The following is a 24,252-nucleotide window of genomic DNA, read 5'->3' as shown; positions in this document are numbered from 1 at the left end:
GATTCTTGCCAAGACACGGGTCTATTGGTTTGAAGACGGGATAAAATCTTATACTTTCTTTTTCCTGTAAAAAAGACTAAATCCCTATGGATTCAGTCCGGTTTTAGATTAAATGGTGATTAAACTGTTTTTCAGAAAATTCATTGTATACTCCCCCACCTAACGGGCAGAAAGGGCCCACTGATCGATGGGATTATAGGTTTGGATAATAGGGTTTATAGACGGGATGGCTATAGTAAGGGGGTCTAACCGCAATAGTTGGGGTGGTCAAACGATAATGCAAATAATCGATCTTTAATTCAGCGTTCACATTTTCTAATAAACGCGTGACCTGAGGCATAAATTCAATTCTCATCTTGTTGTCACCTCCTTCGTTTGTGAACAGGCAGCCAGCTTTTCTTCACACCAGAAGATGGCTATTCATAGCCTATGAAATGGAGGAGGCATTCGTTATGAAAAATGAGCATAACCCACAACATCATGAATCATTATCTAAGGAAGAACTTGAGCAAATTCGTGCTTATCAGAAGTGGTTTGAAGAAAACAAAAAGCAAGATCCATATCCACATTATCCGGTGTATGGAAAAATCACTCGCTATGAAGAGATACCCTTGGCTCAACCGGAGCAAAGACAATTGAGGCAACCTGGGCTTGAGCATTTAATGGTTCCAAAACCCATTATTGAAAACCCGCATTATAAAGGAAGTGGAAAGTTAAAAAACAAAGTGGCACTTATTACTGGTGGCGACAGTGGAATGGGGGCAGCAGCAGCGATTGCTTTTGCAAAGGAAAAGGCTAATGTTGCGATTGCTTATTTAGATGAGCACGAAGACGCCAATCGAACAAAAAGAAGAGTTGAGGCGTTTGGCCAAAGATGTCTCCTACTACCGGGAGATCTTCGAAAAAAAGAACAATGTGAGCACATTGTACATGAAACACTTAAAACCTTTGGCAAGCTCGATGTATTATGTAATCATGTCGGGATTCAGTTTCAGCAAAATGATCTTATGGCTATTACGGACGAACAATTTGATGAAACCTTTAAATTGAATATCTATTCTCATTTTTATACAACAAGAGCTGCACTCCCCTATTTAAAAGGAGGCAGTTCCATTATTGGAACCGCCTCGGTTGTCGCCTACGCAGGTGAACCTGTATTAATCGATTATTCGGCTACAAAGGCAGCCATTGTTGGCTGGACCCGTTCTTTAGCAAGAAGCCTTGCCAAACGTCAGATTCGTGTCAATGCAATCGCACCTGGTCGTGTTTGGACGCCTCTTATTCCAGCGAGCTTTTCTTCTGATGAAAATGCCTTGCACGGAACGAATTTATTTAATCGCATGGCTCAACCTTTCGAAGTCGCCCCTACCTTTGTTTATTTAGCATCCGATGATTCCCGGCATGTTACTGGGCAAGTGCTTCATGTAGATGGTGGAGAATCCACACATTCCTAACTTTAAAAAATTATCTATTAAAGACGAGGGAAAAGGAATCCGTTCTCTCGTTTTTTAATACTGAGATGAGTCAGTGGCAGGGATGAACAGCTTAAATTTTCCCTTTCTTCTTCACCGCGAACCAAATTTCACTATAAACATTATTTCTGTCAGACAGATCTCCTGAAAATGAAATGTTTGGAGCATCAACTAATTCATAATCTGAAGAGGGAAGCCACTCTGAAGCTATTTTCGCCCAGGTTTCTTGCATGGCCTTGGGAAATTCACCTTTAGATGAAAATATCGCCCAAGTTAGAGATGGGACTTCAACTACGTCAAACTCATCAAAACTTGACTCTTTTGTCGTTAAGCAGCCAATCATATGATCAAGACTGCCTTTTTCCTCCAAGCATCCATCATCTAAATTATAGGAGGCATTCACAACCTGATTTGGTTCCATATTTGCGTAGCTGTGCAGCTGTTTTCTTTGTTCCGGTGTAATACGTTTAGCTAACTTTATAATTTCCGGATTTTCGCCTTCAAATTGAATGGGAACTCTCTTCTTCACCCCAACAATCTTAAATGGATCCTTATTCTCGATTCGATAATCCATATTTATTCCTCCTCGTATGGTTAACTGAAAGGAGAGCTTTGGAAATGCTTTAAGCATGTTTTTCTTTTTAACCTCTGAAGGACTAATGCCCGACCAGTCCCGAAAGGCACGCGAAAATCCATCAACAGATGCATAACCATATTTGAATGCTGTATCTGTGACACTCATTCCTTCATGCAGCAGGTCAAACGTGGCGTTAGATAATTTTCGATTACGGATATATTCACCTAAGGTCATCCCTGAAAGAAATGAAAACATTCTTCGAAAATGATAAACAGAAGTTCCTGTTATTCTCTCCAATTTGTTGTCCTCGATCTCGCCATTTAATTGTGATTCAATGTAATCTAACGCCTCGTTCATACTTTTCAGCACCGCTAGTCTCCTCCTTCATGCATTCATTATAATAACGATCGTGAACCGATACCCGATGAAAAGGAGACGGTTATTATCGGGTGCACAGGTATGTCCTTGGATAAGTCAATCGGCATTTGTTGTATCGTCTTCCGATAGCTATGTCAACACGGTCATCGGTACAAAAAAAGCACCTTCAACGGCCAACTACCGTGAAGATGCAGGTGATGCATCGATTTAGTAAACTATTTTCACGAAAAAGTGAGGGTGGAAAAATTGCTCTTCGTTCATTCAATACACGTGACAATAAGTCCTTTTACTGTATAAACTTCATCGGATCAACAGCACCATTATGCGGTGGTGGATTCCATTGGCCTTCGTACAGTTCGAAGTGCAGATGTGAGCCGAACGACTCACCGGTATTGCCCATCTTGCCAATGACTTGACCTTTCGCAACGCGTTCACCTGTTGCGACTTCGTAACCGCTTAAGTGGGCATAAACCGTCGTAAACAATTTCCCTTTGAATTTATGCGAAATCATGACCGCATTTCCATAACTGGACGAATGATAGGCTCTGAATACAACGCCGCCGGCAGCAGCGTGAACCGGCGTACCTTCACTGTTTGCAATGTCAATGCCCGGATGAAAACCGTTGTCAAAGGAGCGCTTGCCGAATCCTGAAGTGACATAGCCCTGCGTCGGTTTTATGAACACCGCATTACTGTCAGAGGCGTTTTCGAACGCTATTGCGTGCGTTTGCGCCTCTGAAACTTCTTTTTCTTCATCTTTTTTCATTTCTTTTTCTTTAATTTTCGATGCTTCTTTTTTCAATCGCGCCAATTGGCTACGTTGATCTTCTTCCTTCTTAAGAAGTTCATCTTTCAGATCATTTAATTCAGTTAAGCCATCCTCGAGTTGTTTCTGTTCCTTGGCGAGTTCTTCTTGTTGCGCGGCCCGATTCGCCTGATCTTGCTTTTGCGCGGTCAGTAATTTTTGATCGTTATCCGAGATTGTTTTTAAAGCGAACATCCGATCAATGAAATCGCCAAAGCTTTCCGATCCAAGAAGTACGTCAAGATAATTCATGTTCCCGCCATTTACATACATGGCGCGAAACCGTTTCTTTAACAATTTGTCCCTGCTGTCGATCTGCGCGTTCAGCCGCTTAATTTCTGCTTTCATCCACTTTGATTTTTCACGACTTTCGGCGAGCTTTTCCTGCTTTTTATCCACGGCTGCTTTGATCTGTTTCACGCGACGGTCTGTCTGTTTCACTCGATTGATGAGCCCATCTTGTTGTTGCTGATTCTCTGAAATCTGTTGATCCGATGCATGGACATCCTGAACGCTGTAGCCCATGATTAAGGAAAGCACCAGCACCAGGGCTGCTGCGGTATGTATGTAGTTCCGATTCATGATCCCGTTCCCCTCTAGTAGAATTCTCTATTTATATCGCTTCAGGCGAATGCCCTCAGCAGGATCTTTTGTTGTCATCATAACAACTTAATGTGACACAACAAGGCATAATTCGATAACATTTTAATGACAAATGAAATCGAATATCCATTAAAGGGTAAAGGAAAAAGGATGGACCAAACATCATCCATCCTTACAAAGTCATCACTAGATTTAAATAGAAGACTAAAGATCAATCTGAATAGCGGATAGTGATCCAGATACTGGCTGAGATGAGGATCACACCCGCCCAAAAACCAAATCCTATTGCTTCTCCTAAAATAAGCCACCCTAAAAGCGTCCCAACGAAAGGCTGAAACACGAAAAACAACCCAGAACCGGCAGCATTCATGAGCCGTAACCCCCGGTTCCACATCACAAAAGCAATCGCCGTTGAAATGACTCCTAAATATAAAAGACAAACGATGATTTTTGGCTGCGTCAGATAATGCCACTGCACGGTAGAACGTTGCATCAAGACAATTGGTGAGAGACAAACCAGAGCCGTTGCTGTGGCAAGGGTTGTCACCTGTACGGGTGGGTAGTCATCCGGAACCAATTTGATCAATACCGACATGAACGCCCATGTCAGCGCAGCAATCATTAAAAAAACCGCACCGAGCAAATTGCCCGCGCCAATCGCATGAACACCAACAATCATCAGTACGCCAATCGTTGCCAGTGCTACAGAAGCTATCTTAGCCCAAGTTAATCGCTCTTTGAGCAGCCACCATGCAAAGAGAATCATAAATGTTGGTGTTGCGGCTGTAATTACAGAGCCCAGTTGCGCAGAAGATAGCCATGTACCCGCTTCTTGCGTTACGATTGACAACGCATTGCCGATCACGCCAATCAAGAGGATTAATGGCCAATCCTTTCGTTTCACACGCCAGTCAATATGTTGCGCGCAGCCAATGGCAAATAATACGACAACAGCGATGAGGTAGCGCAGCCAGACCAATTCAACGGGCGGAATAAACGCGACCACTACTTTAACAACGACAAACATACCGCCCCAGATGCTGGCAGCCAGGCTTAAATATAAAGCGCCGAAAATTTTATTTTTTTTCATTTGTTCTCTCCGCTTTCGTAATTATTCAGTCGTTCATTACGAATTTAACGGAGACTATTCTCCGTCAAATTATCGGAGAACAGGAACATCACGTTCTGTTGCCGGTGCATAAATCATCACCGATACCCCCCTTGCCCCGTTCATCATTAGATAATTCCATACTACTCTATTTTTCTTATTTTTTGTTGACTAAATTCTCCTTAGCATCTTTTTCAATCCGATCGTTTACGGTTAACCGATTGCTCTTACACTTATTGGGCTGTTAACCATCCATGGAACATGGCATCGTTTTTCATAGCGAAATAAGCTTTCGTAAATCGCATAAACTCTTTTGAGTCCACTTCTTTATTTTGATAAAAATGATAATACGTGTTTAAGAATTGCTCTGCTCCGTTCCGACCGCCACGGTGTTCAAACCATTTAAAAAGCTCTGAACTCGCTTTTGTATATGTGTAGGTACTTCTTTGTGTTGGCGGATACTGAGCCAACGGCAGATTCACCGGATATTTATTATATTCTTTCACTACTTTGTCAATGTAGGTGTAGTCAATCGCTTTCTTTGACCGATAAACATTGAATAGCCCTTGCGCAAAGGTCGCCATGCCCTCATCCAGCCAGCCGTCATAATACGGATCATTGCTGACAACTCCGTAAAACCATTGGTGGGCAATCTCGTGATCCACTTCTCGTTTAAGTGATTCCAGATCTAACAGGCTATTGTGTAAGTAGCCAGCTGTAACAATTCCCGGATATTCCATTCCCATTTCGCCGAGAACGAGATCGAGCTGTTTGCGCGGATAACGTCCAATTTTATGCTCGTAATAAGCGAATGCTGAAGCCGCCTCAGTTCTTAGCACCTCACATTCTTCTTTATTAAAACCGAAAATACGAATCTTTGTGTTATTAACGTTAGCCGTCGTCACATAGGGATCTTTTAATAGAGCAATAAAAACTTCTTTGACCTTTTTAACGGAAAAAGCACCTTTACTTTTGCTTGGAAATGTATCTGTTTCGTTTGTTGACGTTATCGTGTATTCTTTTGGGATGGCGTATGTCACCTTGAAATCGCTAAATGCCGTATGATACGTTTCACTGTTCATCGATTGGTAGGGCGCAGCGTTCCATGCGTGATGTCGATAGGTTGCGACCATCGGATAGAATTGCGCTAAGTAAAAGTTACCGGCCCGCTGTGTAAATCGCTTTCCTTCTTTGGGAACCGTAAAATCATATGAAAAAGATACATTCGTTTTTTCACCCGACGGTAATTTCTTGGTCAACGGAATACTCAACTTATCTTTGACCAAGCGGTAGGAATGGGCGCGGCCATCGACGTTTAGCGTATAAAAATGGACGGTCGCCGGATGAACAGCGGTGGGATCATTTTTCTCTGTAAACAGGTTAGGGATAAAATAAAACAGCAGTTTATCCCAAGAATCTGCGGAAGTATTTTTGATTTCTACCGTTACGTTCACATGAAAAGTACCATTCTTTTTCATGGACAACTGAATCGTATAGTCACTTTGACTCCCTGCTGGAACATTTTTCGGTACAAAGCGTTGTTTTATTATCTTTGTGTCGATCTTTTGCCTTTCATTTGCCGCCTGTAAATGATTCTGCTTTCCGATCCCCCAAATGATAAGAATCACAAGAAATACAGTCAGAATTCCTCCGATCATGATCAGCCCTTTTTTCAACGTCATCACCTCTCGCTAAAGGCTACTAATGCTACTATTCAAGATTTAAAGCTCATAGTCCTTTGGCGATTTTGTCAGATCATGTCCGGTTAAGAAATTTTGAGAATGGGAGGCGGTACTTTTTTGTTCCTATATTAGCTGGAACCGGAATAACCATTTTTCCTCTCAAACAGCAGTATTGTCTCCGTTCATGTCCTCCTCAGCACAAGTCAAATGAATTGACGTAAGTTTTCTTCACATGCTATCCTTTCTCTTTCAGGAATCCATGACAAGAGGTGACACAGGAAAAAAGAAAATCAGGAGGTTTTTTCATTGAATCAGCCAAAATTATTACCTGTCGTTGCGTCCAGCATCATCGGAGCGACGATTGAGTGGTACGACTTTTTCTTGTATGGTGTCGTGGCAAGTATGGTGCTTAATCATCTTTACTTTCCCAGCGACAACCTGTTTTTATCTACGCTACTTGCCTACGTAACTTTTGCCGTTGGTTTTTTCGCACGACCGATCGGTGGCATCATCTTCGGCCATTTTGGCGATAAACTCGGTCGCAAAAAAATGCTGGTACTGACTGTGATGATTATGGGGATCAGCACATGCCTCATTGCGCTATTGCCGACTTATGCACAAATCGGTATTTGGGCACCGATTATTTTGCTCCTGCTTCGTGTGGTGCAAGGAATCGGCCTGGGCGGCGAATGGGGCGGAGCCGTTCTCATGACTTATGAATACGCTCCGGCACGTAAACGCGGCTTATATGCCAGCCTTCCGCAAATTGGTTTGGCTTTAGGCTTGCTGCTTGCCTCCGGCGTCGTCGGTATCTTGACCAGTCTGCTTTCTCAAACACAATTTCTTGCTTGGGGCTGGCGAGTCGCATTTGGTCTTAGTGTCATTCTCGTCATTACCGGACTCTGGATGCGCATCTCGGTTAAAGAGACGCCGGAATTCCAAGAAGTGAAGGAAAACAATTTGGAGACCACACTCCCATTCAAAGAAATGTGGAAAGACGGGAATAGTAAAAAAATCATCGCAGGAATGGGCGCGCGTTACATTGACGGCGTTTTCTTCAATGTGATGGGTGTGTTCTCCATCGACTATCTGACGCATCACGTCAAACTGTCCGGGTCTTCAGCGACCCTCAGTGTGTCCGTTGCTGCGCTGGTCATGTGTTTCTTCATCCCTTTGTTTGGACACTTCTCAGATCGTGTGGGCAGAATCCGTATCTATTTGTGGGGCAGCTTGCTTGTCGGCCTTTCTGCTATTCCTGCCTTTTGGCTTTTCGGACAGTCCGGGGGGAATATGATTGTCATCATCCTGACACTTGTCGTTGCATTTGGGATTCTGTATCCAATTGTTTACGGTCCGGAGGCCGCTCTTTTTTCAGAGCTGTTTGATCCGAAAGTTCGTTATACCGGTGTGTCTTTTGTCTATCAGTTTTCCGGGATCTTTGCCAGTGGAATTACGCCGATCATCGCCACTGCACTGCTTGAGGCAGGCGGCGGCTCTCCGTTGTTGCTCACACTCTATGTCTTGTTCTCTGGAATTGTCAGTGCATTATCTGTTGTTTGGATGAAAAAGTTAGAAGCAACACCCTAATACTGGTTTTGTTCTCGAACACGATGTTTGGGGGCAAAGCTTTTTTTATGCGCAAATTTCAAGCAGGCTTTCAGCGTTGATTTGCCGACGTCCGCCAATCACGTTATCATGAGATCAGCTGCTTTGAACGCATGTATGCTGTTTTTTAAAGTGACAAGCAATGAAGGGATATAATAGAAATGATGGATTTTCAAGAGCTGAAAGAACAGCTGATCAGATATAGTAAAGAAATCGGTGTGGATAAGATTGGCTTCACGACGGCCGATCCGTTCACGGAATTAAAGGCACGTCTCTACCGGCAGCGGGAACTCGGTTACCAGTCCGGATTCGAGGAGAAGGATATCGAAAAAAGAACCGAACCGTCGCTGCTCATGGACGGCGTGCAGTCGATTGTCTCAATCGCCATGGCCTACCCGAAGAAAATGGCCGAGCGCCCGGCAAACACGAAAGGTCATCGCCGCGGTGCTTTTGCCCGGGTTTCTTGGGGACAGGACTACCATACGATTCTTCGTGACCGCATGCAAAAGCTCGGCGAATTTCTCGTTGAAACGGTTCCCGGCGCCACGTTCAAAAGCATGGTCGACACCGGGGAACTGTCTGATCGTGCCGTTGCCGAGCGTGCCGGCATCGGCTGGGCGGGAAAAAGCACCAACCTGATTACGAAAGAATTCGGATCCTATGTTTATCTTGGCGAGATGCTGACCAATATCCCGTTTCCTCCGGACAAACCGGCGACCGACCTGTGCGGCGATTGTACAATCTGCATTGATCACTGCCCAACCGGAGCACTGGTTCAAGGCGGGCAGCTCAACAGCCAGAAATGCATCGCATATCTTACCCAGACCAAACAGGAGCTTCCGGAAGAATATAAGAAAGCAATCGGCAATAGACTCTACGGCTGCGATATGTGTCAACAGGTCTGTCCGTACAATCGTGATGTGGACAGCCATTTTCATGAGGAAATGGAACCTGATCCGGAACTCGCTCATCCGCTCCTCACACCGCTGCTGACATTGTCCAATCGTGCATTCAAAGAAACGTTTGGCGACGTGTCGGGCTCATGGCGGGGGAAAAAGCCGATCCAGCGCAATGCGATTGTTGCACTCGGCAACTATAAGGAAGTTGCCGCGGCACTGGAACTGCTTCGCTTACTTCACGATGACCCGCGTCCGGTGATCCGGCGCACGGTCACCTGGGCACTTCAGCAAATGTGGGATCGCCTTGAACCGGACATGCGTGCGCATATGATTCAATCCTTCGAAGACCTGCTTGCGAAAGAAGAGGATGAAAAAGTTCATCAGTGGATCAAGGCAAAGCTGGATGCTGAAGAAGGATAACGGCTGTTCGTCAGCATCACAGAGATAAAATGCCGAAAGTGCCGATTAAGGAAGCCATCCAATACTTTGGAAAGCCGGTGAGGTCATGTTGTCCGACCAACTTTTTTTCCATATTCATTATTGCAACCATCGATCATTTGATGATAAGGAGCGCCCACCGCGAAAAATAAACCGTACCCTGTCCCACCACGAACTCATTCTTTTTACCGGCGGTTCCGGAACCATCACCATTGATCAGCGACATTATTCGATTAAAAAAGGCATGCTTTGCTACATCCGTCCCGGGCTCCATCATACATTTGAACCCGAAGCGGGACCCGGCGGTTTTTTATCGGTTCATTTTAGCTGCGCGGAGGTGGAATGGAGTCAAAATCAGTGGATAATCCATGAATGCACGAAACAGCTGATGAAGAAACTGGGGAAACAATTAATGGATGCCTACGAGGTAGAAGCGTCGTTTCGACGCTTGACCGACTGCTGGGACCAGAAAAGACCTGGATACCCTTTTGCCGCACGGACCTTGCTGCAGCAACTGTTCCTCGCCATTGCAGACAATGTCAGGAAACAGAATCAGAATTTCGCAAGTTCGCTAAAGGTGGAGCGAATTGTCGACTATATGCAAAGAAATTTATCGAAGCATATTACCTTGAATGAGCTATCCGCGCTTATTCAATTGTCACCAACCTACCTTACAAGGATCTTTAAAGAAAGCACCGGCTCCTCCGTTATTTCTTATTTTAATCAGCTGAAAATCGACAAGGCGAAGGAACTGCTCCTTGAAGGAGATTACAAGATCAAGGAAATTGCGCATCTGCTTGGTTTTGCCGATGAATTCTATTTTAGTCGGCTTTTCAAAAAATCGGAAGGCTTAAGCCCACTTGACTATTACAGCAAAAATGTCCATGGATCATCGGATCACCCATGGATTGGCCACTGATCTGCGTTTAAACTAGAGGGTGTAATTATTCATCCTATTTTTGAATCGCGGAGGCCAAGATCATGCCGATTTGGAAAAAAAATTTAGTAGTCTGCTGGTTTGGTATGTTTGCGACAGGGATTGGCATGAGCCAAATCGCACCGGTTCTGCCACTGTATATCAGCCATCTTGGTGTGGGTCAGGAAGCAGCAGTCGCTCAACTATCGGGCATTGCTTTTGGCAGTACTTTTATTATGTCTGCCATTTTCTCACCCATTTGGGGATCGGTGGCCGACACGTTTGGTCGAAAGCCTATGCTGCTTCGTGCCAGTCTAGGTATGGCAATCGTGATCGGCTGCATGGGGTTTGCCCCCAATGTCACTGTACTGATTGGGCTGCGCCTTTTACAAGGCGTGATCACCGGTTACAGCACAGCCTGTACGACGCTGATTGCTACGCAAACGGATCAAGAACATGCCGGATGGGCGCTTGGCACCCTTTCTACAGCCAATATAGCTGGCGCACTACTCGGTCCGCTCATCGGCGGATTTCTAAGTGAGCATTTTGGTTTGCAAAATGTGTTTTTTATGACCGGTGCACTGATGATGGTCTCCTTTTTTACAACGTTTTTCTTCGTCAAGGAATCGTTTCAGCGTACCGATAAAAAAGTACGTCACGCCAAGGAGATTTGGCATCAAATCCCGGAAAAAAGTTTGACCGTTACCCTGTTTGTGACCGCATTTATCTTGACCATCGCCTTATATTCCGTTGAGCCGATCGTGACGGTATTCATGGGACATCTGACAAACAGCAGTCATCTCGCACTGCTGTCCGGGCTTGCTTTTTCAGCGTCGGGGCTTGCAAATATTATCGCTGCACCGCGCTTAGGAAAGCTGTCTGATCGGGTTGGCGCACACAAGGTCATGGTGATTGCGCTTGTTACGGCAGGCCTGCTTTTTATCCCGCAAGCTTTTGTCACTGCGCCATGGCAATTGATCATGCTTCGGTTTCTGTTCGGACTTACTGCCGGCGGGTTAATGCCTTCCGTGAATATTATGATTCGCAAAATTACACCAACCGCGCTGACCGGCCGCGTATTCGGTTTTAGTATGTCGGCCATGTACTTAGGTGTTTTCGGTGGATCGGTCTTTGGCGGCCAAATTGCCGCATGGTTAAGTATTCGTGCAGTATTTTTTTGCACAGCCGCACTGCTGCTTATGAACGGATTGTGGGTCTATTGTCGCGTCTATCGGCAAATCGCCTGCGCAGCCCAGTCGAGCACAACACATAGGTTAAGGAGCGATGAAAATGAATAAAGATAGAACGGCTTTAGTGGTGATTGACCTGCAGAATGGGATTGTCAACAGTCAGCATGCCCCATACACAGGTGCACAAGTTGTGGAAAAGACAACGAAACTGGTGAACACATTTACGAAAAATGGGGCCTTTGTTGCACTTGTCCGGGTCTCTTCATTTGATGGAAAGGATTGGTTTGTTCCGCAAACCGATTCAAGTCATTCTACGCCGGGATTTCCTGACGGATGGGATCACTATGTACCTGAGCTGGATGCTTTTCAAAAGACTTACCGACTAACCAAACGGCAATGGGGCGCTTTTTTTGGAACCGACTTAGATTTGCAGCTGCGTCGCCGCGGCATTGATACCCTTGTATTATGCGGTATTTCAACCGGTATTGGTGTTGATACGACCGCGCGGGAAGCGTATGCGCGCGCCTATCAGCAAATCTTTGTCGAAGATGCGATGACTGCATCAACTAAAGAAGAACATGATCACTGCACCACCCATATTTTCCCGCGAATCGGTAACGTCCGAACGACTGACGAAGTGCTGGCGATGCTGAAATAAATTAAAGGTTAAATTTTATCAGTGGCTATTAAATAAAGTTATTTACACGAACCGGCGCAGAGAAGTACGCAGAGAAGTATTCTTCCGGTTAAATAACATCCCGTTTTGTGATGTCACACAATGGGATCAGCCTTTTGTAGTCCTCTAGGATCACATGAGCCGTTTCAAAAGTCATCGCGTTGGCTGCCGACAGAGCGATGGAATGGCGCAACATGTATTCAGGAGGACGCTTTTCCGAGAGCGAAACACTAAGTGAAGCAACCATCGTGTCTCCGCACCCCAATGTGCTTTTCACTTCTATTTCAGGAGCTTTTCCACGCCATACCCCATCTTTGCAGATTAACATGGCGCCCTCCCCACCCAAAGAAACGAGTACATTAGAGACTCCTTTGCCGACGAGTTGCTGTCCAAACGCAATAATCTCCTCATCGGTCGCTTCTTTCTTACCCATAAGACCGGTCATTTCGTCACGATTTGGCTTAATCAGATCCGGTTTTTCTTCAACAGCAATGCGAAGCCACTCGCCGGATGTGTCCGCAATCACAAAGTTGCAAGACTTCCTTGCTGTGCGCAGCAGTTCACGGAAATAATCCGTGCTGACGCCTTGTGGCACACTTCCGCAAATGGTTGCCGCCTCACTTTTTTCAGCCAATGACCTGAATCGGTCCATTAATAAAGTGCATTCCGCTTCGGTAACGGTGGGTCCATTTTCCAGCAGTTCAGTGCGTGTCCCATTTTTCTCAAAAAGCTGGATATTGGTTCTTGTCGACCCCTCAATAGCTACAAAAGAGTTGCCAATGCCTTCTTCTTGAAAACAACGGACAAAGATATCAGCAACATCTCCGCCAAGAAATCCGGTCGCCTCAACTTCTTTGTGAAGATCACGCAAGACTTTGGCAACATCAATGCCCTTTCCTGCCGCTGAAACCGATAACAGCCGCATGCGGTTCGCCTTTCCTACTTCTAACGCGTCTGTCTCAAGCAACTTGTCCAGTGCAGGATTCAGTGTGACGGTTGTAATCATCGTGCATTGCTCCCTTCGTTAGGCATTCTCACCTTTACCTAGTCTATACCCGGAGAGCAGCCACTATTCAGCAAGAACATTCTTTCGAACACTTTATTCACGAGACCTGACTAGACGCACCCATCCGAGGAATGGTTCACCGCCTTCACCGATTATTTACCCATTTTTCGCTTTTTGTATAGAACTGTCGTCATTGGTTGTACTCTTTTCTGTTAGCATTCCGTTGTTTCCGACGCATCTTTAAACCGATAGCCAATGCCCGGTTCGGTGATAATCCACTTCGGTCGTGTCGGATCCTCTTCAATCTTTTTGCGAATATGTCCTATATATACACGAAGATAATTACTCTCACTGTTTAGCTGTTGTCCGCCCCAAACCTCATCTAACAACTGCTTATGCGTTATGACTCGTCCTGAATGAATGGCTAATATCTTCAGCAAATCATATTCTGTAGGGGTTAATTTCACTTCTTCCCCATTTACTACTACTCGTCTTCGCGGCAAATCAATCAGTAAGTGACCAAAATCAAGTACGGGCTGATCCGGTGACTTGGCCGTGTGTCGAAGTGCAACGCGAATTCGCGCAAGAAGTTCGCCCATTCCAAATGGTTTTGTTACATAGTCATCCGCGCCACTGTCAAGTGCGTGTATTTTATCTTGTTCTCGCTCCTTTGCAGTCAGCACAATAATAGGTAGTTTCGACCACTCCCGAATATACGTCAATACATCGAATCCAGACATATCCGGAAGTCCAAGATCTAGGATAATCAGATCCAGATGTCCCATTGACGCTTGGTTTATTGCTTCTGCTCCGGTTGACGCTTCGGTAATCGTAAAATGATGCGCCTTAAGAGCAATGGACAATAGTTTACGTATTTGAATTTCATCATCAATAACCAAAATTCTTGCTCCAAGATCACTCATGATCCACTATGACTCCTAACCGTCCAATTTTTTGCCAGAAATTACTGACCACGATTTTTCAATAGACCACCGCTTAATGAAAGGACAATGGTCAATCCTTTTTCTTCATTATTATGAGCAGTGACATTTGCGCCGTGCGCATTGACAATACCTTTGACAATCGCTAAACCAAGACCAGTTCCTGGAACATGAGCGTTCGTCTTCAATCGGTAAAATTTATCAAAAATGTGACTGAGTTCACCTGGGGCCACACCTTCTCCCTGATCACTGACAGATATATTCAGTTTACCGCCGCTCTGATGAACATCAAGATGAATCGAACTTCCGACAGGCGAATACTTCATTGCATTACTAAGGATATTCGTAAGCGCCTGTTCGAACAGCAACTCATCAACAAAAACAGGAGGAAGATCATCTTCAATCGTTAAGTTCAAATTCCGATCCTGCAATCCGTCCTTAAGCTGGTTTATCGAAACACCAATAATATCCTCAAGGTCACACCATTGCTGGTTAAGTTTCAACATACCACTCTCTAATTTGACCATTCCTAATAGATTGGTCACAATTCGATTCATTCGGATTGCACCATGACGAATCGTCTTCAGCAATTCTAGTCGATCCTTTTGACTAAACAGTTCATCATTTTCATAGAGAACAGTAGCAGATCCAATCATTGTTGATAGTGGCGTGCGTAGTTCATGAGAAATTGAATCCAGAAGAATAACATGGAGTTTTTCAGATTCTGCGGTAAGGCGCGCTTTTTCTACTTCTTCCCGTGAACGTGCACGTACAATCGCCAGAGCGGTTAATCTGCTGATTGCTTCAATCAAGCGGCGATGTTCCTGGGTATTGGGAAATTTATCATAATGAATACTCATTACCCCATGTATTTGTTCTTCTGTTCGCATCGGTAAAAAGAAGCAGTTCATTTCCCTTAACATTTCCGAACCGCGGCCAACTGGCACGCCATGTCGATACGTCCATTCCGCGATGAGGCGTTCCCGTTCTTCATTCTCCTGTACCGAAAAAGAACTCACTGCATTTTTTAACTTCCCTTTTTCATCAGGTAAATAGATCGTAACCCGATAACCGATTGTTTCAGATATTTTTTGAACAATACTTTGAAGCGTTTGGTCAAGTTGATCCATAATCGTAATCTTTCTGCTTAATGTATACAAAATAGAAGTGATTCGTTCATTTTGCTGAGCAATCTCAAGTTGTTGCTTCAATCCGGACGAAAGGCCCGCGGTTAAAACCGCGACAATCAGAAAAATGACAAAAGAAGAGATGTAGCGTAAATCTCCTACAGAAAGGCTCTGAAATGGAGGAACAAAAAAGAAATCAAAGCTGAGTACCCCCATCACTGCTGCATATAATCCCGGGCCGATTCCCCAAAGCGCTGCACCCAACAACACAGGTAACAAGAACAGTAGCAAAATGTTAACTTGGTCAAACGGGATCAATGGACCTTTCAGAAACAAAGTCATCAGAGCAATTAGTGCAGTCAGAATAATATAAGATGTCGCAGATTGCTGCGCGCCAATACGTATCGTTCTCCGATTTGATTTTTCCTTAGTATCGCCTGGAATAACATGAACAGTGATGTTCCCGCTCTTTTGTATGACACGATTTACAGTCATGCCGCCCAGGAGGTTAAAAAGAAATGAAGACCCGGGTTGGCCAATAATAATATGGCCAATGTGATGCTGTTTCGCAAAAGAGATAATTGTATCCGCAATACGACGCCCGACAACGTTATACGCTTCAGCACCCAGTTCATCAACCAACCTCTCATTTTCCGCAATCATATTCTGATTCTGCGGATGATAATTAAAATAAATCGGTTTTGAAATACTTAGCGCCATCCATTGTGTATTCATGTCTGAAGCCATCTGCCGAGCAGTGTAGATCAATTTTTTAGAAAAAGGGCTGCCACCAATGCAAACGAGTATTTTTCGCTTGTTCCGCTCTCCTTGGTTTTGGGCGCAGGCAAGCTTCGTGGATTCATAACTTGCCTGCTTCTTCTTTAAATCATCATCACTGTTTTTTATTTGTCGCACGTCACTGTTGTCGATTGAATGATCCTTATTTATTATCACGGATTCCTCCACTTAAGGCGAGACGTTGGTAAACATCGGCAAGCCAATTAATGGCTATTGCTAAATAACTATAATCATACCATAAAAAATGTGACACATTATTAACGAGCAATAATGGTTTATTGATGACTCAATTTGTGATCCAAGGAAATTTTCTTAATAAATTCATCGAAATCCTGCTGATTTTCACATACTGTCGAATGGATCATCCAGACAAAAAAGGTCTTAACATGAACAGCAGCTGAGTAACAGGGAAATGTGCTTTGAAGGCGAAGAACATACCATCCCGTCTTCATTCGTTTCCAAGGCACTCTATTTCTACTTCCAATAGGCTTTAATGTACGGTGCTCCCAGTCCTTCTTTGTTTGATCGCTGCGAATGGTTTCGTACACACTTTCTACAGCTGAATCATCACGTATCGCTTTTCCGTAGTCTTCAAGTTTTGTCAGCAATTCCTGTTCAGTATCAGCAAACCAATAATTCTGGATAATCCGTTGCTGATTCGTATGCAGCCACGCAGCCCCAAACCAGCGATACTTTAGTGAAAATATATCCAAGCAGTGCCGTTTTACACCTACATAAGTTATGTTTGTCTCTTGCAAATTTTTCATTCTGCATCATTCCTTGAATCAGCAACAATCTGCAAATTGACAAAAGCCGCATGACGGAGTACGGAATAAACGGGTGAATCCATCAGGCAAGCTATAAATCTATTTTTCAGCACAGGTTGCCCCATAATGATGCGTTCGACTTGTAGCTGCTCCGTTGTTTTGACAATTGTTTTCCCTAACGTTTTCTTATTTGATGTCTTAACAATAAATGCAGCATTAAACTGCCCGCTTAATGCCTTCAGTGTCTCCATATCCTTCTTTTCTCTTTCTGTCATCTGCTTTGAGGTAATTACAGCCATAACCAATAAATCTGCATGATGGCGAACCGCCATTCGCCACCCTCTACGAATGAGTTTTTCAGAGTGGGGCCGATAATTAACACAAACGAGAATCTTACTTTTCTTCTTTGTTTCTTGAAAATGGCCACGCAAATCATCCAGTTTCTGATCAACGTCGTCGGCCACTTCAAGTAACGCAAGTTCTCTTAAAGCAGAGAGATTTCCCATTCTAAAGAAGTTACTGATTGATTGTTCTATTTTATCTTTTGTATAAATCTTTCCCAGAACAAGTCGTTGCTGCAAGGCCTGAGGCGTGATATCAATCATTTTCACTTGATCCGCCAGATCAATAAAAGAATCCGGAACACGCTCCCTCACTCTAATTCCAGTAATGTGCTCAACAATATCACGTAAACTTTCGATATGCTGAATGTTAACTGCGGTCATCACATGAATGCCCTGTTTCAAAAGATAGATAATATCGAGATATCTTTTTGCACGTGCACTTCCAGGAATATTGGTATGCGCAAGCTCATCAACGACAACAATCTCCGGCTTTCTTTTTATTATTTCTTCTATATTGAGTTCACGATAAAGATGGCCATTGTACTGTACCTTTTTCTCTTCAATTACAGGTAATTGCTTGATTTGTTTAAAGGTCTCTTTGCGCCCATGTGTTTCAATGACACCAATGACAATATCCTTTCCATCACGGAGCATGTCATTTGCATCCTCCAGCATCTGATACGTTTTACCTACGCCAGGCGCTGCGCCAATATACACAGTGAGACGGCCCGGATATTGGCTTCCGTTCAGAGGATTTCTTTCTATTTTGTAATTTGTATTCGATTTGAAAGAAGCGGGGCGATTTTCTTCTTTCCACCCAATGACCTGTACATCGACATAGCGAAGATGCTTTAATAAGTAGTTAATTGGGCTGTGGAAATGGAAAACCCACCTTTTTGAAGAATTTTCCTGACCCATGACGATCTGAGTTGCATTGCATCGATGCGCTACATCAATCATGACCGCTCCATAATTTCGATCATTGCGCGATTCAACGATGAATGCAGCGTGACAGAATTGTGCCAGTTGTCTCAATTTCTCAAGCCTTTCTTTATCATTGAGCGGCAACTCCTGCTCCTTGGTTTCAATGATCGTAAGTACATAGAGATCAGCATTCAATGCTCTTGCTATCCGGTACCCCTTTCGAATCAGTTTCGCAGAGCGTTGCAGAAAACTTGTACAGACAAGGATTGCTTCTTTTACACCTACGGGTCCATGAATACTTGTGCGTTCATAAGATTTCTGAAAGTGGTCATCCACCGTATCCGCCACAGTTCTAAGTGTCAGCTCTCTAAGTGCAGAGAGGTTTTCTTTTTTAAAAAAATGACGAAGTGCATCCTTCGAAGATAATTGGTCCTCTCGGAGCCGCTCACGAATCGTCTCAGGGGGTACATCGATCATTTCAATCTCATCAGCAGAGTCGATAAAAGCCCTAGGAACGATTTCCCTTATCTTTGTTTTCGTTATTTTTTCTGCTTCTTTGCTGATGTCATCAAGATGTTGCACGTTGATCGTTGTGAGCACGTTAATTCCCTGTTCCAGAAGAAAGGCAACATCCATATAGCGCTTGTTGAACTTTGAACCTGCGATATTGGTGTGTGCGAGTTCGTCAACCACTACCGTATTCGGACGCCTTTCAGCTATGGCTTCAACATCCATTTCTTCAAATTTGCGTTTGTTGATCCAGAACGTTTTCCTCGGAATGATTTCCATTGACTTTATTTGTCCGGCTGTTTTTCTTCGCTCATGATTTTCAACATAGCCAATAACCACGTCAACATGATTTTCATGCATCGACCATGCTTCCTGCAACATTTTATATGTTTTCCCAACCCAGGGAGCCGCTCCGACAAAAATCTTTAATCTGCCTTTTTTTGAAGGATTTTTTGGTTCAGCATTCTCATGTTCCCTGTGATCCACGATGATCACCTTCTTCTAATCCTTTTGTGTGTGAAAAATAAGGGCTGCATGGACGATTTATTCCTTGCGATACCCTTATTAGAATCAATAATTTATTTTTGTTTTTCTTTTTCAACAGCGAGGTTCAGCCTGAGAACATTGACCCTCGGTTCGCCGAATACCCCTAATAAACGATTCTCTTTATTTTTATCAACGAGACCAAACAGTATTTTTTCGCTGATTCCAGTTGCTTTTGCAACAGAGGGTACCTGTAATTTTGCATTTTCAACTGAAATGTCAGGATCAAGCCCAGAGGCAGAGGACTCCACCATATCTACAGGCAGGTTTTTCTGTGTGGTCCCAATCTGTTTCTGGACGCTATTCCTATTCTCTTGTACTTCCTTCACAAAAGCCGGGTTGGTTGCTCCAAGATTTGATGCTCCCGATCCGTTTGCGGCATAATTAATCGCCGAAGGACGGGAACGGAACAACCCAGGTCGGTCAGTTTTCTGTCCAATTCGTTCTGATCCGACCGGTTGACCGTCCTGACTCATAATGCTTCCCTTAGCCTGATAGGGAAAGAACAGATTGCCGATACCCGTGATGAACGCAGGATAGATAAGGCCTAGAAGCACAGCAAAAACAACGGTTATTCGAATGGAACGCCAAACATTAGTCATCTCTTTCACCCTCCTATATATTTGCTAATCCCAATGCAGTGATGATGACATCGATAATTTTGATCCCGATAAATGGAGCGATGATTCCACCAATTCCATAAACGAGCAAGTTTCTAACCAGCTGGGCTGTTGCGCTCATCGGACGATAGCGAACGCCCTTCATCGCAAGCGGGATAAGCAGAGGGATAATCAAAGCATTAAAGATCAGTGCTGAAAGAATCGCACTTTTTGGGTTAGTTAACCCCATAATGTTCAACCATTGAAGCTGCGGAATCATCGCTACAAATATGGCAGGGATGATCGCAAAATACTTCGCAACATCATTGGCAATGGAAAAAGTCGTAATTGAACCCCTTGTGATCAATAATTGTTTACCAATCGACACCACTTCGATGAGCTTTGTCGGATCGGAATCTAAATCAACCATATTCCCCGCTTCTTTGGCAGCAATCGTTCCGCTGTTCATCGCAAGTCCGACATCTGCCTGAGCAAGTGCCGGCGCATCATTCGTTCCGTCACCCGACATCGCGACTAATTTGCCAGCCTCCTGTTCCTCTTTTATCAAACGCATCTTATCTTCCGGCTTTGCTTCAGCAATAAAGTCGTCCACACCAGCTTCCAGAGCAATCGTTGCGGCTGTTAAAGGATTGTCCCCTGTACACATAACTGTTTTGATACCGATTTTTCTTAATTCATCAAACCGTTCGCGCATGCCTGGTTTGATAATGTCCTTAAGATAAATGAGGCCGTATATCTCATTGTTTTTCATGACCGCCAATGGTGTTCCGCCTTCCTTGGCTATCGTCTCAGCCTTAGCGTCAAGCTCCTCAGGGACGGAACCACCATTTTTCCGTACATAATTTTTGATCGCATCAACGGCACCCTTCCGGATAATTGTTCCATCAGGTAGATTAATCCCACTCATACGCGTATCCGCACTAAATTCAATGTTTTCCGCGTCTTTATTACGTTCAGGCGTTTCTAATATGCCTTTTTTCTTCCCAAGTTCAACAACTGAACGACCCTCCGGTGTTTCATCAAACAGAGAAGATAGAACAGCTTGTTTGCTCAATTCTTCTTCCTTATGGCCAGAGACCGGAAGAAACTCGCTGGCAAGACGGTTGCCAATCGTGATCGTTCCTGTTTTATCCAGAATCAACGTATTCACATCGCCTGCCGCTTCAACTGCTTTTCCGGACTTCGCAACCACATTAAAGCGGATGACCCGATCCATACCCGCAATGCCAATCGCCGATAATAGAGCACCAATTGTTGTCGGTATCAAGCAAACAAGGAGTGCAATCAGTGTCGCAATACCAATTGAGCCATTAACAAAGTGAGCCATCGGATTAAGTGTTACGATGACGATCATGAAAATTAGTGTCAATCCGGCAAGTAATACGGTTAGTGCCAGTTCATTAGGTGTTTTCTGCCGGTTCGCCCCTTCAACAAGTCCAATCATTTTATCTAAGAATGAGCCACCAGGATCTACTGTTACCTGAATAATGAGTTCGTCTGATAGTAATTTAGTTCCTCCGGTAACTGAGCTAAAATCACCCCCCCGCACCTCTGATGACTGGTGCGGATTCACCTGTAATCGCCGACTCATCAACACTGCCCAATCCTTCCTGTACCTCTCCGTCGACCGGAATCATTTGTCCGGCCTGAACCCGAACGATATCTCCTTTGCGAAGTACAGATGCCGGAATCTGTTCATAAGTTCCGTCTTTCTTTCGCCGATTCGCGGTCAGTTCCGTTTTCGATTTGCGTAATGACTCTGCCTGCGCCTTCCCTCTGCCTTCGGCAATCGCTTCGGCAAAGTTTCCGAAAAGCACGGTGATAAAGAGAATGATACAAATCACAAAGTTAAAGAATCGCTCGTTTCCCGCTCCTTGGCTACCGAACAAATCAGGAAAAAAGCTGAGTAGAAGTGTCAGCACAAAGCCGATTTCAACGACAAACATGACGGGATTTTTTATCATCACTCTTGGATCCAGTTTTATAAATGACTCAGCAATCGCTGAGCGATATAACTTCTTTTTCGCTTGTTTAGCAGGCATTTGTTTTCCCATATTTCTTCCTCCTCAATAAGAGCCTCTGTTTCCTATTTGCTTAACAGTCCTGACCACATTTGCAGCTGTTCGCCAATAGGTCCAATCGCTAATGCGGGGAAAAAGGTCAGTGCCCCAACAATAACGGTAATGACAACAAAAACCCCACTGAAGACGAACGTGTCCGTTTTCAATGTCCCAACTGACTCTGGAATATGCGGTTTTGCCGCGAGTGACCCTGCTACTGCAAACATCGCAATCAACGTTACATAGCGTCCCAGCAGCATAACAACACCAAGAATAATATTGTAGAACGGAGTATTTCCACTTAATCCCCCAAAAGCCGAACCGTTATTTGCAGCCGTCGAGGTAAAGGCATACAGCACCTCAGTAAATCCATGGGACCCAGGGTTGAGGATACTTGCCGTTCCAACGTGAGTCATCAAAGCTATAGCTGTCGGGATCAAAATCAGAATGGGATGGACAAGCAGCGAAAATGTTGCCAGTTTGATTTCCCGCGCTTCAATTTTTTTACCAAAAATCTCGGGAGTTCTACCGACCATTAACCCAGCGATAAATACCGTAATAATCAGGTACATGATAATATTGATCAACCCTACGCCAACGCCGCTAAATACCACGTTAAACATCATGAACAGAAGAGGAATGAAGCCCCCTATCGGTGTCAGGCTGTCATGCATCATGTTTACGGCACCAGTTGATGTGGCTGTTGTCGCTGCAGTAAACAAGCTGCTGAGCGGCAACCCGAAGCGCACGTCTTTGCCTTCCATATTAGTCCCTGTGATGCCTAACACTTTTTGAAGAATGGGATTTCCAGCCGTTTCACCCCAATAAATAACGAATGTTCCAATCAGAAGCAAACCTGCAAGCGCTGCATAAAGCACATAAGATTGTTTGCGGTTCTTCAGAAACCGACCGAAAGCAAAAAGCGAAGCAGTCGGCAAAGACAAAAGTGTAATGATTTGCAGTATATTGGTCAGTACGGACGGATTTTCAAACGGATGGGTAGAATTTGCGTTCAGAAAACCGCCACCGTTTGTCCCAAGTTCCTTGATAGCTTCCATTGAAGCAATGGGACCGCGGGAGATTGTTTGCACCGCCCCCTGTACCGTGTGCACCGTTTGCGCACCCTGAAAGGTTTGCGGCATACCTTGCCCAATAAATACAATTGACAACACGATCGCGCCAGGAATCAAGATACGCGTATGCGCTTTGATAAAATCAACCCAAAAATTCCCCATATTTTTTGACTTTCGTGCAATAATGCCCCTGATAAAGCCAAAAGCTGCCGCGAGTCCCGTTGCAGCTGCAGTAAACTGCAAAAAGGTAAGCGCTAGGGTTTGTGACAAATAAGACATGGTCATTTCTCCACCATAATTCTGCCAGTTCGTATTTGTAACAAATGAAGCCGCCGTATTAAACGATAGGTCCCAAGGCAAAGACTTCATATGATCCGGATTCATCGGCAGGATCCCTTGCAGCCGGAGAATAAGAAAAACAAAAAGCGCCATAATGAAGTTAACCCACAATAAAGATCTGATATACGCCTTCCAATCCATCTCCACCGATGGATTAATGCCAGAAACTTTGTAAATCATTTTTTCACAAGGCGCGTAGACACGTTCGAGAAAATTACGCTGTCCCGCAAACACACGATATAAGTAGCCGCCGAGTGGAACCGCAACAGCTAGCACACATGCTAAAACAATGAAAATCTGAAGACTTCCTAACCATGTCACCTTATCCATCTCCTTTACTTATCTGCATCAATTACTCTAGAATTTTTCTGGATTAAAGATTGCATAGGTTAAATACACCATGATGAGTATGGCAAGAACGAGTAATAGCCACATTGAAACAGCACCTCTCTTTATGTTTTGTCTAATAGCCGAACCATGACCGAAAAAAGTAAAAAAATAGCAACAAATAGTGTAACGGACAAAAGGTCTCCCATATTCTCCCCCCTTGCACAACTCAATTCGGAAACTATTTTCATAAAGCAATCTTATCTTGTTTTTGCGTAAAAAGGGCGTGAAGGATTTGCGTGTCTGCGTAAAAAAACGTAAATATTATCGAAACAAGCGGTTAGGCTTAACCTCATAAGATACAGTCACCGTCCGACCCTAACGCGAACAATACCACCGTTTTAGAAGCATAGCTCCGCGACCACTGCTTCTTTAAGAACGGCAATCATATCTATCAATAAGAAAAACCGGGCAGAATACGCCCGGTCCTTACCCTCCAGCCATGTGTGATGGGCTCGTGTCTT

19 protein-coding genes and 1 pseudogene are annotated in these 24,252 nt (G+C 44.2%); 6 read left to right on the top strand and 14 right to left on the bottom strand.

Going from position 1 to position 24,252, the window contains the following annotated elements; translation table 11 throughout:
* Positions 1-193: 193 nt before the first annotated feature.
* Positions 194-355 carry a hypothetical protein gene (locus SIN01_RS15030; protein WP_170215004.1) on the bottom strand — a complete coding sequence of 54 codons (162 nt, stop codon included), beginning with the start codon at positions 353-355 and terminating at the stop codon, positions 194-196.
* A 97-nt stretch (positions 356-452) separates the two neighbouring features.
* Here SIN01_RS15030 and SIN01_RS08990 point away from each other — a divergent pair, with 97 nt between their 5' ends.
* Positions 453-1,454: an SDR family oxidoreductase gene (locus tag SIN01_RS08990; protein WP_047035450.1), complete on the top strand. Its 1,002-nt coding sequence runs from the start codon at positions 453-455 to the stop codon at positions 1,452-1,454.
* A 91-nt stretch (positions 1,455-1,545) separates the two neighbouring features.
* Here SIN01_RS08990 and SIN01_RS08985 read toward each other — a convergent pair whose 3' ends face one another.
* The 4 genes from SIN01_RS08985 to SIN01_RS08970 form a co-directional block, all read right to left on the bottom strand.
* The gene (locus tag SIN01_RS08985; RefSeq protein WP_010023351.1) at positions 1,546-2,418 is read right to left on the bottom strand and encodes an AraC family transcriptional regulator; all 873 of its coding nucleotides are present in this window, start codon (positions 2,416-2,418) and stop codon (positions 1,546-1,548) included.
* A gap of 295 nt (positions 2,419-2,713) precedes the next feature.
* A complete protein-coding gene (locus SIN01_RS08980) occupies positions 2,714-3,814 on the bottom strand; it encodes a murein hydrolase activator EnvC family protein (protein ID WP_052766851.1) in 1,101 nt (366 codons plus the stop codon).
* 232 nt (positions 3,815-4,046) lie between these two features.
* A complete protein-coding gene (locus SIN01_RS08975; RefSeq protein ID WP_010023463.1) occupies positions 4,047-4,925 on the bottom strand; it encodes a DMT family transporter in 879 nt (292 codons plus the stop codon).
* 251 nt (positions 4,926-5,176) lie between these two features.
* Positions 5,177-6,619: a M1 family metallopeptidase gene (locus SIN01_RS08970; RefSeq protein WP_052766852.1), complete on the bottom strand. Its 1,443-nt coding sequence runs from the start codon at positions 6,617-6,619 to the stop codon at positions 5,177-5,179.
* Positions 6,620-6,931: 312 nt separating this feature from the next.
* Here SIN01_RS08970 and SIN01_RS08965 point away from each other — a divergent pair, with 312 nt between their 5' ends.
* The 5 genes from SIN01_RS08965 to SIN01_RS08945 all read left to right on the top strand — a co-directional run bounded on the left by SIN01_RS08965 (position 6,932) and on the right by SIN01_RS08945 (position 12,331).
* Positions 6,932-8,212: an MFS transporter gene (locus tag SIN01_RS08965; RefSeq protein ID WP_010023467.1), complete on the top strand. Its 1,281-nt coding sequence runs from the start codon at positions 6,932-6,934 to the stop codon at positions 8,210-8,212.
* A 182-nt stretch (positions 8,213-8,394) separates the two neighbouring features.
* The gene (gene queG / locus SIN01_RS08960; protein WP_029548079.1) at positions 8,395-9,549 is read left to right on the top strand and encodes a tRNA epoxyqueuosine(34) reductase QueG; all 1,155 of its coding nucleotides are present in this window, start codon (positions 8,395-8,397) and stop codon (positions 9,547-9,549) included.
* An 85-nt stretch (positions 9,550-9,634) separates the two neighbouring features.
* Positions 9,635-10,486 carry an AraC family transcriptional regulator gene (locus SIN01_RS08955; RefSeq protein ID WP_010023469.1) on the top strand — a complete coding sequence of 284 codons (852 nt, stop codon included), beginning with the start codon at positions 9,635-9,637 and terminating at the stop codon, positions 10,484-10,486.
* 62 nt (positions 10,487-10,548) lie between these two features.
* On the top strand, positions 10,549-11,781 hold the full coding sequence (locus SIN01_RS08950; RefSeq protein WP_141306037.1) for a multidrug efflux MFS transporter: 1,233 nt from the start codon (positions 10,549-10,551) through the stop codon (positions 11,779-11,781).
* Entirely contained in the window at positions 11,774-12,331 is a 558-nt protein-coding gene (locus SIN01_RS08945) for an isochorismatase family protein (RefSeq protein WP_010023472.1), read from the top strand. The genes SIN01_RS08950 and SIN01_RS08945 overlap by 8 nt, the downstream gene beginning before the upstream one ends.
* Positions 12,332-12,419: 88 nt before the next feature.
* Here the strand turns inward: SIN01_RS08945 and pfkB are convergent, their stop codons facing one another.
* From pfkB to kdpF, 9 genes and pseudogenes are all read right to left on the bottom strand, one after another.
* Entirely contained in the window at positions 12,420-13,355 is a 936-nt protein-coding gene (gene pfkB / locus SIN01_RS08940) for a 1-phosphofructokinase (RefSeq protein ID WP_010023473.1), read from the bottom strand.
* A 212-nt stretch (positions 13,356-13,567) separates the two neighbouring features.
* Positions 13,568-14,278, bottom strand: coding sequence for a response regulator (locus SIN01_RS08935; protein WP_010023475.1), 711 nt, complete (start codon positions 14,276-14,278; stop codon positions 13,568-13,570).
* 41 nt (positions 14,279-14,319) lie between these two features.
* Positions 14,320-16,377: a DUF4118 domain-containing protein gene (locus tag SIN01_RS08930; protein ID WP_010023476.1), complete on the bottom strand. Its 2,058-nt coding sequence runs from the start codon at positions 16,375-16,377 to the stop codon at positions 14,320-14,322.
* Between the two features lie 119 nt (positions 16,378-16,496).
* Positions 16,497-16,988: a hypothetical protein gene (locus SIN01_RS08925; protein WP_010023477.1), complete on the bottom strand. Its 492-nt coding sequence runs from the start codon at positions 16,986-16,988 to the stop codon at positions 16,497-16,499.
* Positions 16,985-19,252: a universal stress protein gene (locus tag SIN01_RS08920; protein WP_010023478.1), complete on the bottom strand. Its 2,268-nt coding sequence runs from the start codon at positions 19,250-19,252 to the stop codon at positions 16,985-16,987. The genes SIN01_RS08925 and SIN01_RS08920 overlap by 4 nt, the downstream gene beginning before the upstream one ends.
* 92 nt (positions 19,253-19,344) lie before the next feature.
* Entirely contained in the window at positions 19,345-19,911 is a 567-nt protein-coding gene (gene kdpC / locus SIN01_RS08915) for a potassium-transporting ATPase subunit KdpC (RefSeq protein WP_010024485.1), read from the bottom strand.
* A gap of 13 nt (positions 19,912-19,924) precedes the next feature.
* Positions 19,925-21,971, bottom strand: a pseudogene (gene kdpB, locus SIN01_RS08910) (potassium-transporting ATPase subunit KdpB).
* A gap of 44 nt (positions 21,972-22,015) precedes the next feature.
* The gene (kdpA, locus tag SIN01_RS08905) at positions 22,016-23,731 is read right to left on the bottom strand and encodes a potassium-transporting ATPase subunit KdpA (protein ID WP_039745163.1); all 1,716 of its coding nucleotides are present in this window, start codon (positions 23,729-23,731) and stop codon (positions 22,016-22,018) included.
* A gap of 27 nt (positions 23,732-23,758) precedes the next feature.
* Positions 23,759-23,836 carry a K(+)-transporting ATPase subunit F gene (kdpF, locus tag SIN01_RS15665; RefSeq protein ID WP_373864404.1) on the bottom strand — a complete coding sequence of 26 codons (78 nt, stop codon included), beginning with the start codon at positions 23,834-23,836 and terminating at the stop codon, positions 23,759-23,761.
* Between the last annotated feature and the right edge of the window lie 416 nt (positions 23,837-24,252).

Origin of the sequence: Sporolactobacillus inulinus (assembly GCF_006539285.1) — a bacterium.
Taxonomy (GTDB): domain Bacteria; phylum Bacillota; class Bacilli; order Bacillales; family Sporolactobacillaceae; genus Sporolactobacillus; species Sporolactobacillus inulinus.
The sequence above is the reverse complement of the archived record's forward strand: the minus strand, read 5'-3'. Positions and strand labels throughout refer to the sequence as shown.

Excerpts from the sequence above, each read along its gene's own strand:
- SIN01_RS15030 (WP_170215004.1), bottom strand. The coding sequence starts at position 355 with ATGAGAATTGAATTTATGCCTCAGGTCACGCGTTTATTAGAAAATGTG.
- SIN01_RS08990 (WP_047035450.1), top strand. The coding sequence starts at position 453 with ATGAAAAATGAGCATAACCCACAACATCATGAATCATTATCTAAGGAA.
- SIN01_RS08980 (WP_052766851.1), bottom strand. The coding sequence starts at position 3,814 with ATGAATCGGAACTACATACATACCGCAGCAGCCCTGGTGCTGGTGCTT.
- SIN01_RS08975 (WP_010023463.1), bottom strand. The coding sequence starts at position 4,925 with ATGAAAAAAAATAAAATTTTCGGCGCTTTATATTTAAGCCTGGCTGCC.
- queG (WP_029548079.1), top strand. The coding sequence starts at position 8,395 with ATGGATTTTCAAGAGCTGAAAGAACAGCTGATCAGATATAGTAAAGAA.
- SIN01_RS08955 (WP_010023469.1), top strand. The coding sequence starts at position 9,635 with ATGTTGTCCGACCAACTTTTTTTCCATATTCATTATTGCAACCATCGA.
- SIN01_RS08950 (WP_141306037.1), top strand. The coding sequence starts at position 10,549 with ATGCCGATTTGGAAAAAAAATTTAGTAGTCTGCTGGTTTGGTATGTTT.
- SIN01_RS08945 (WP_010023472.1), top strand. The coding sequence starts at position 11,774 with ATGAATAAAGATAGAACGGCTTTAGTGGTGATTGACCTGCAGAATGGG.
- pfkB (WP_010023473.1), bottom strand. The coding sequence starts at position 13,355 with ATGATTACAACCGTCACACTGAATCCTGCACTGGACAAGTTGCTTGAG.
- SIN01_RS08935 (WP_010023475.1), bottom strand. The coding sequence starts at position 14,278 with ATGAGTGATCTTGGAGCAAGAATTTTGGTTATTGATGATGAAATTCAA.
- SIN01_RS08925 (WP_010023477.1), bottom strand. The coding sequence starts at position 16,988 with ATGAAAAATTTGCAAGAGACAAACATAACTTATGTAGGTGTAAAACGG.
- kdpC (WP_010024485.1), bottom strand. The coding sequence starts at position 19,911 with ATGACTAATGTTTGGCGTTCCATTCGAATAACCGTTGTTTTTGCTGTG.
- kdpA (WP_039745163.1), bottom strand. The coding sequence starts at position 23,731 with ATGGATAAGGTGACATGGTTAGGAAGTCTTCAGATTTTCATTGTTTTA.
- kdpF (WP_373864404.1), bottom strand. The coding sequence starts at position 23,836 with ATGTGGCTATTACTCGTTCTTGCCATACTCATCATGGTGTATTTAACC.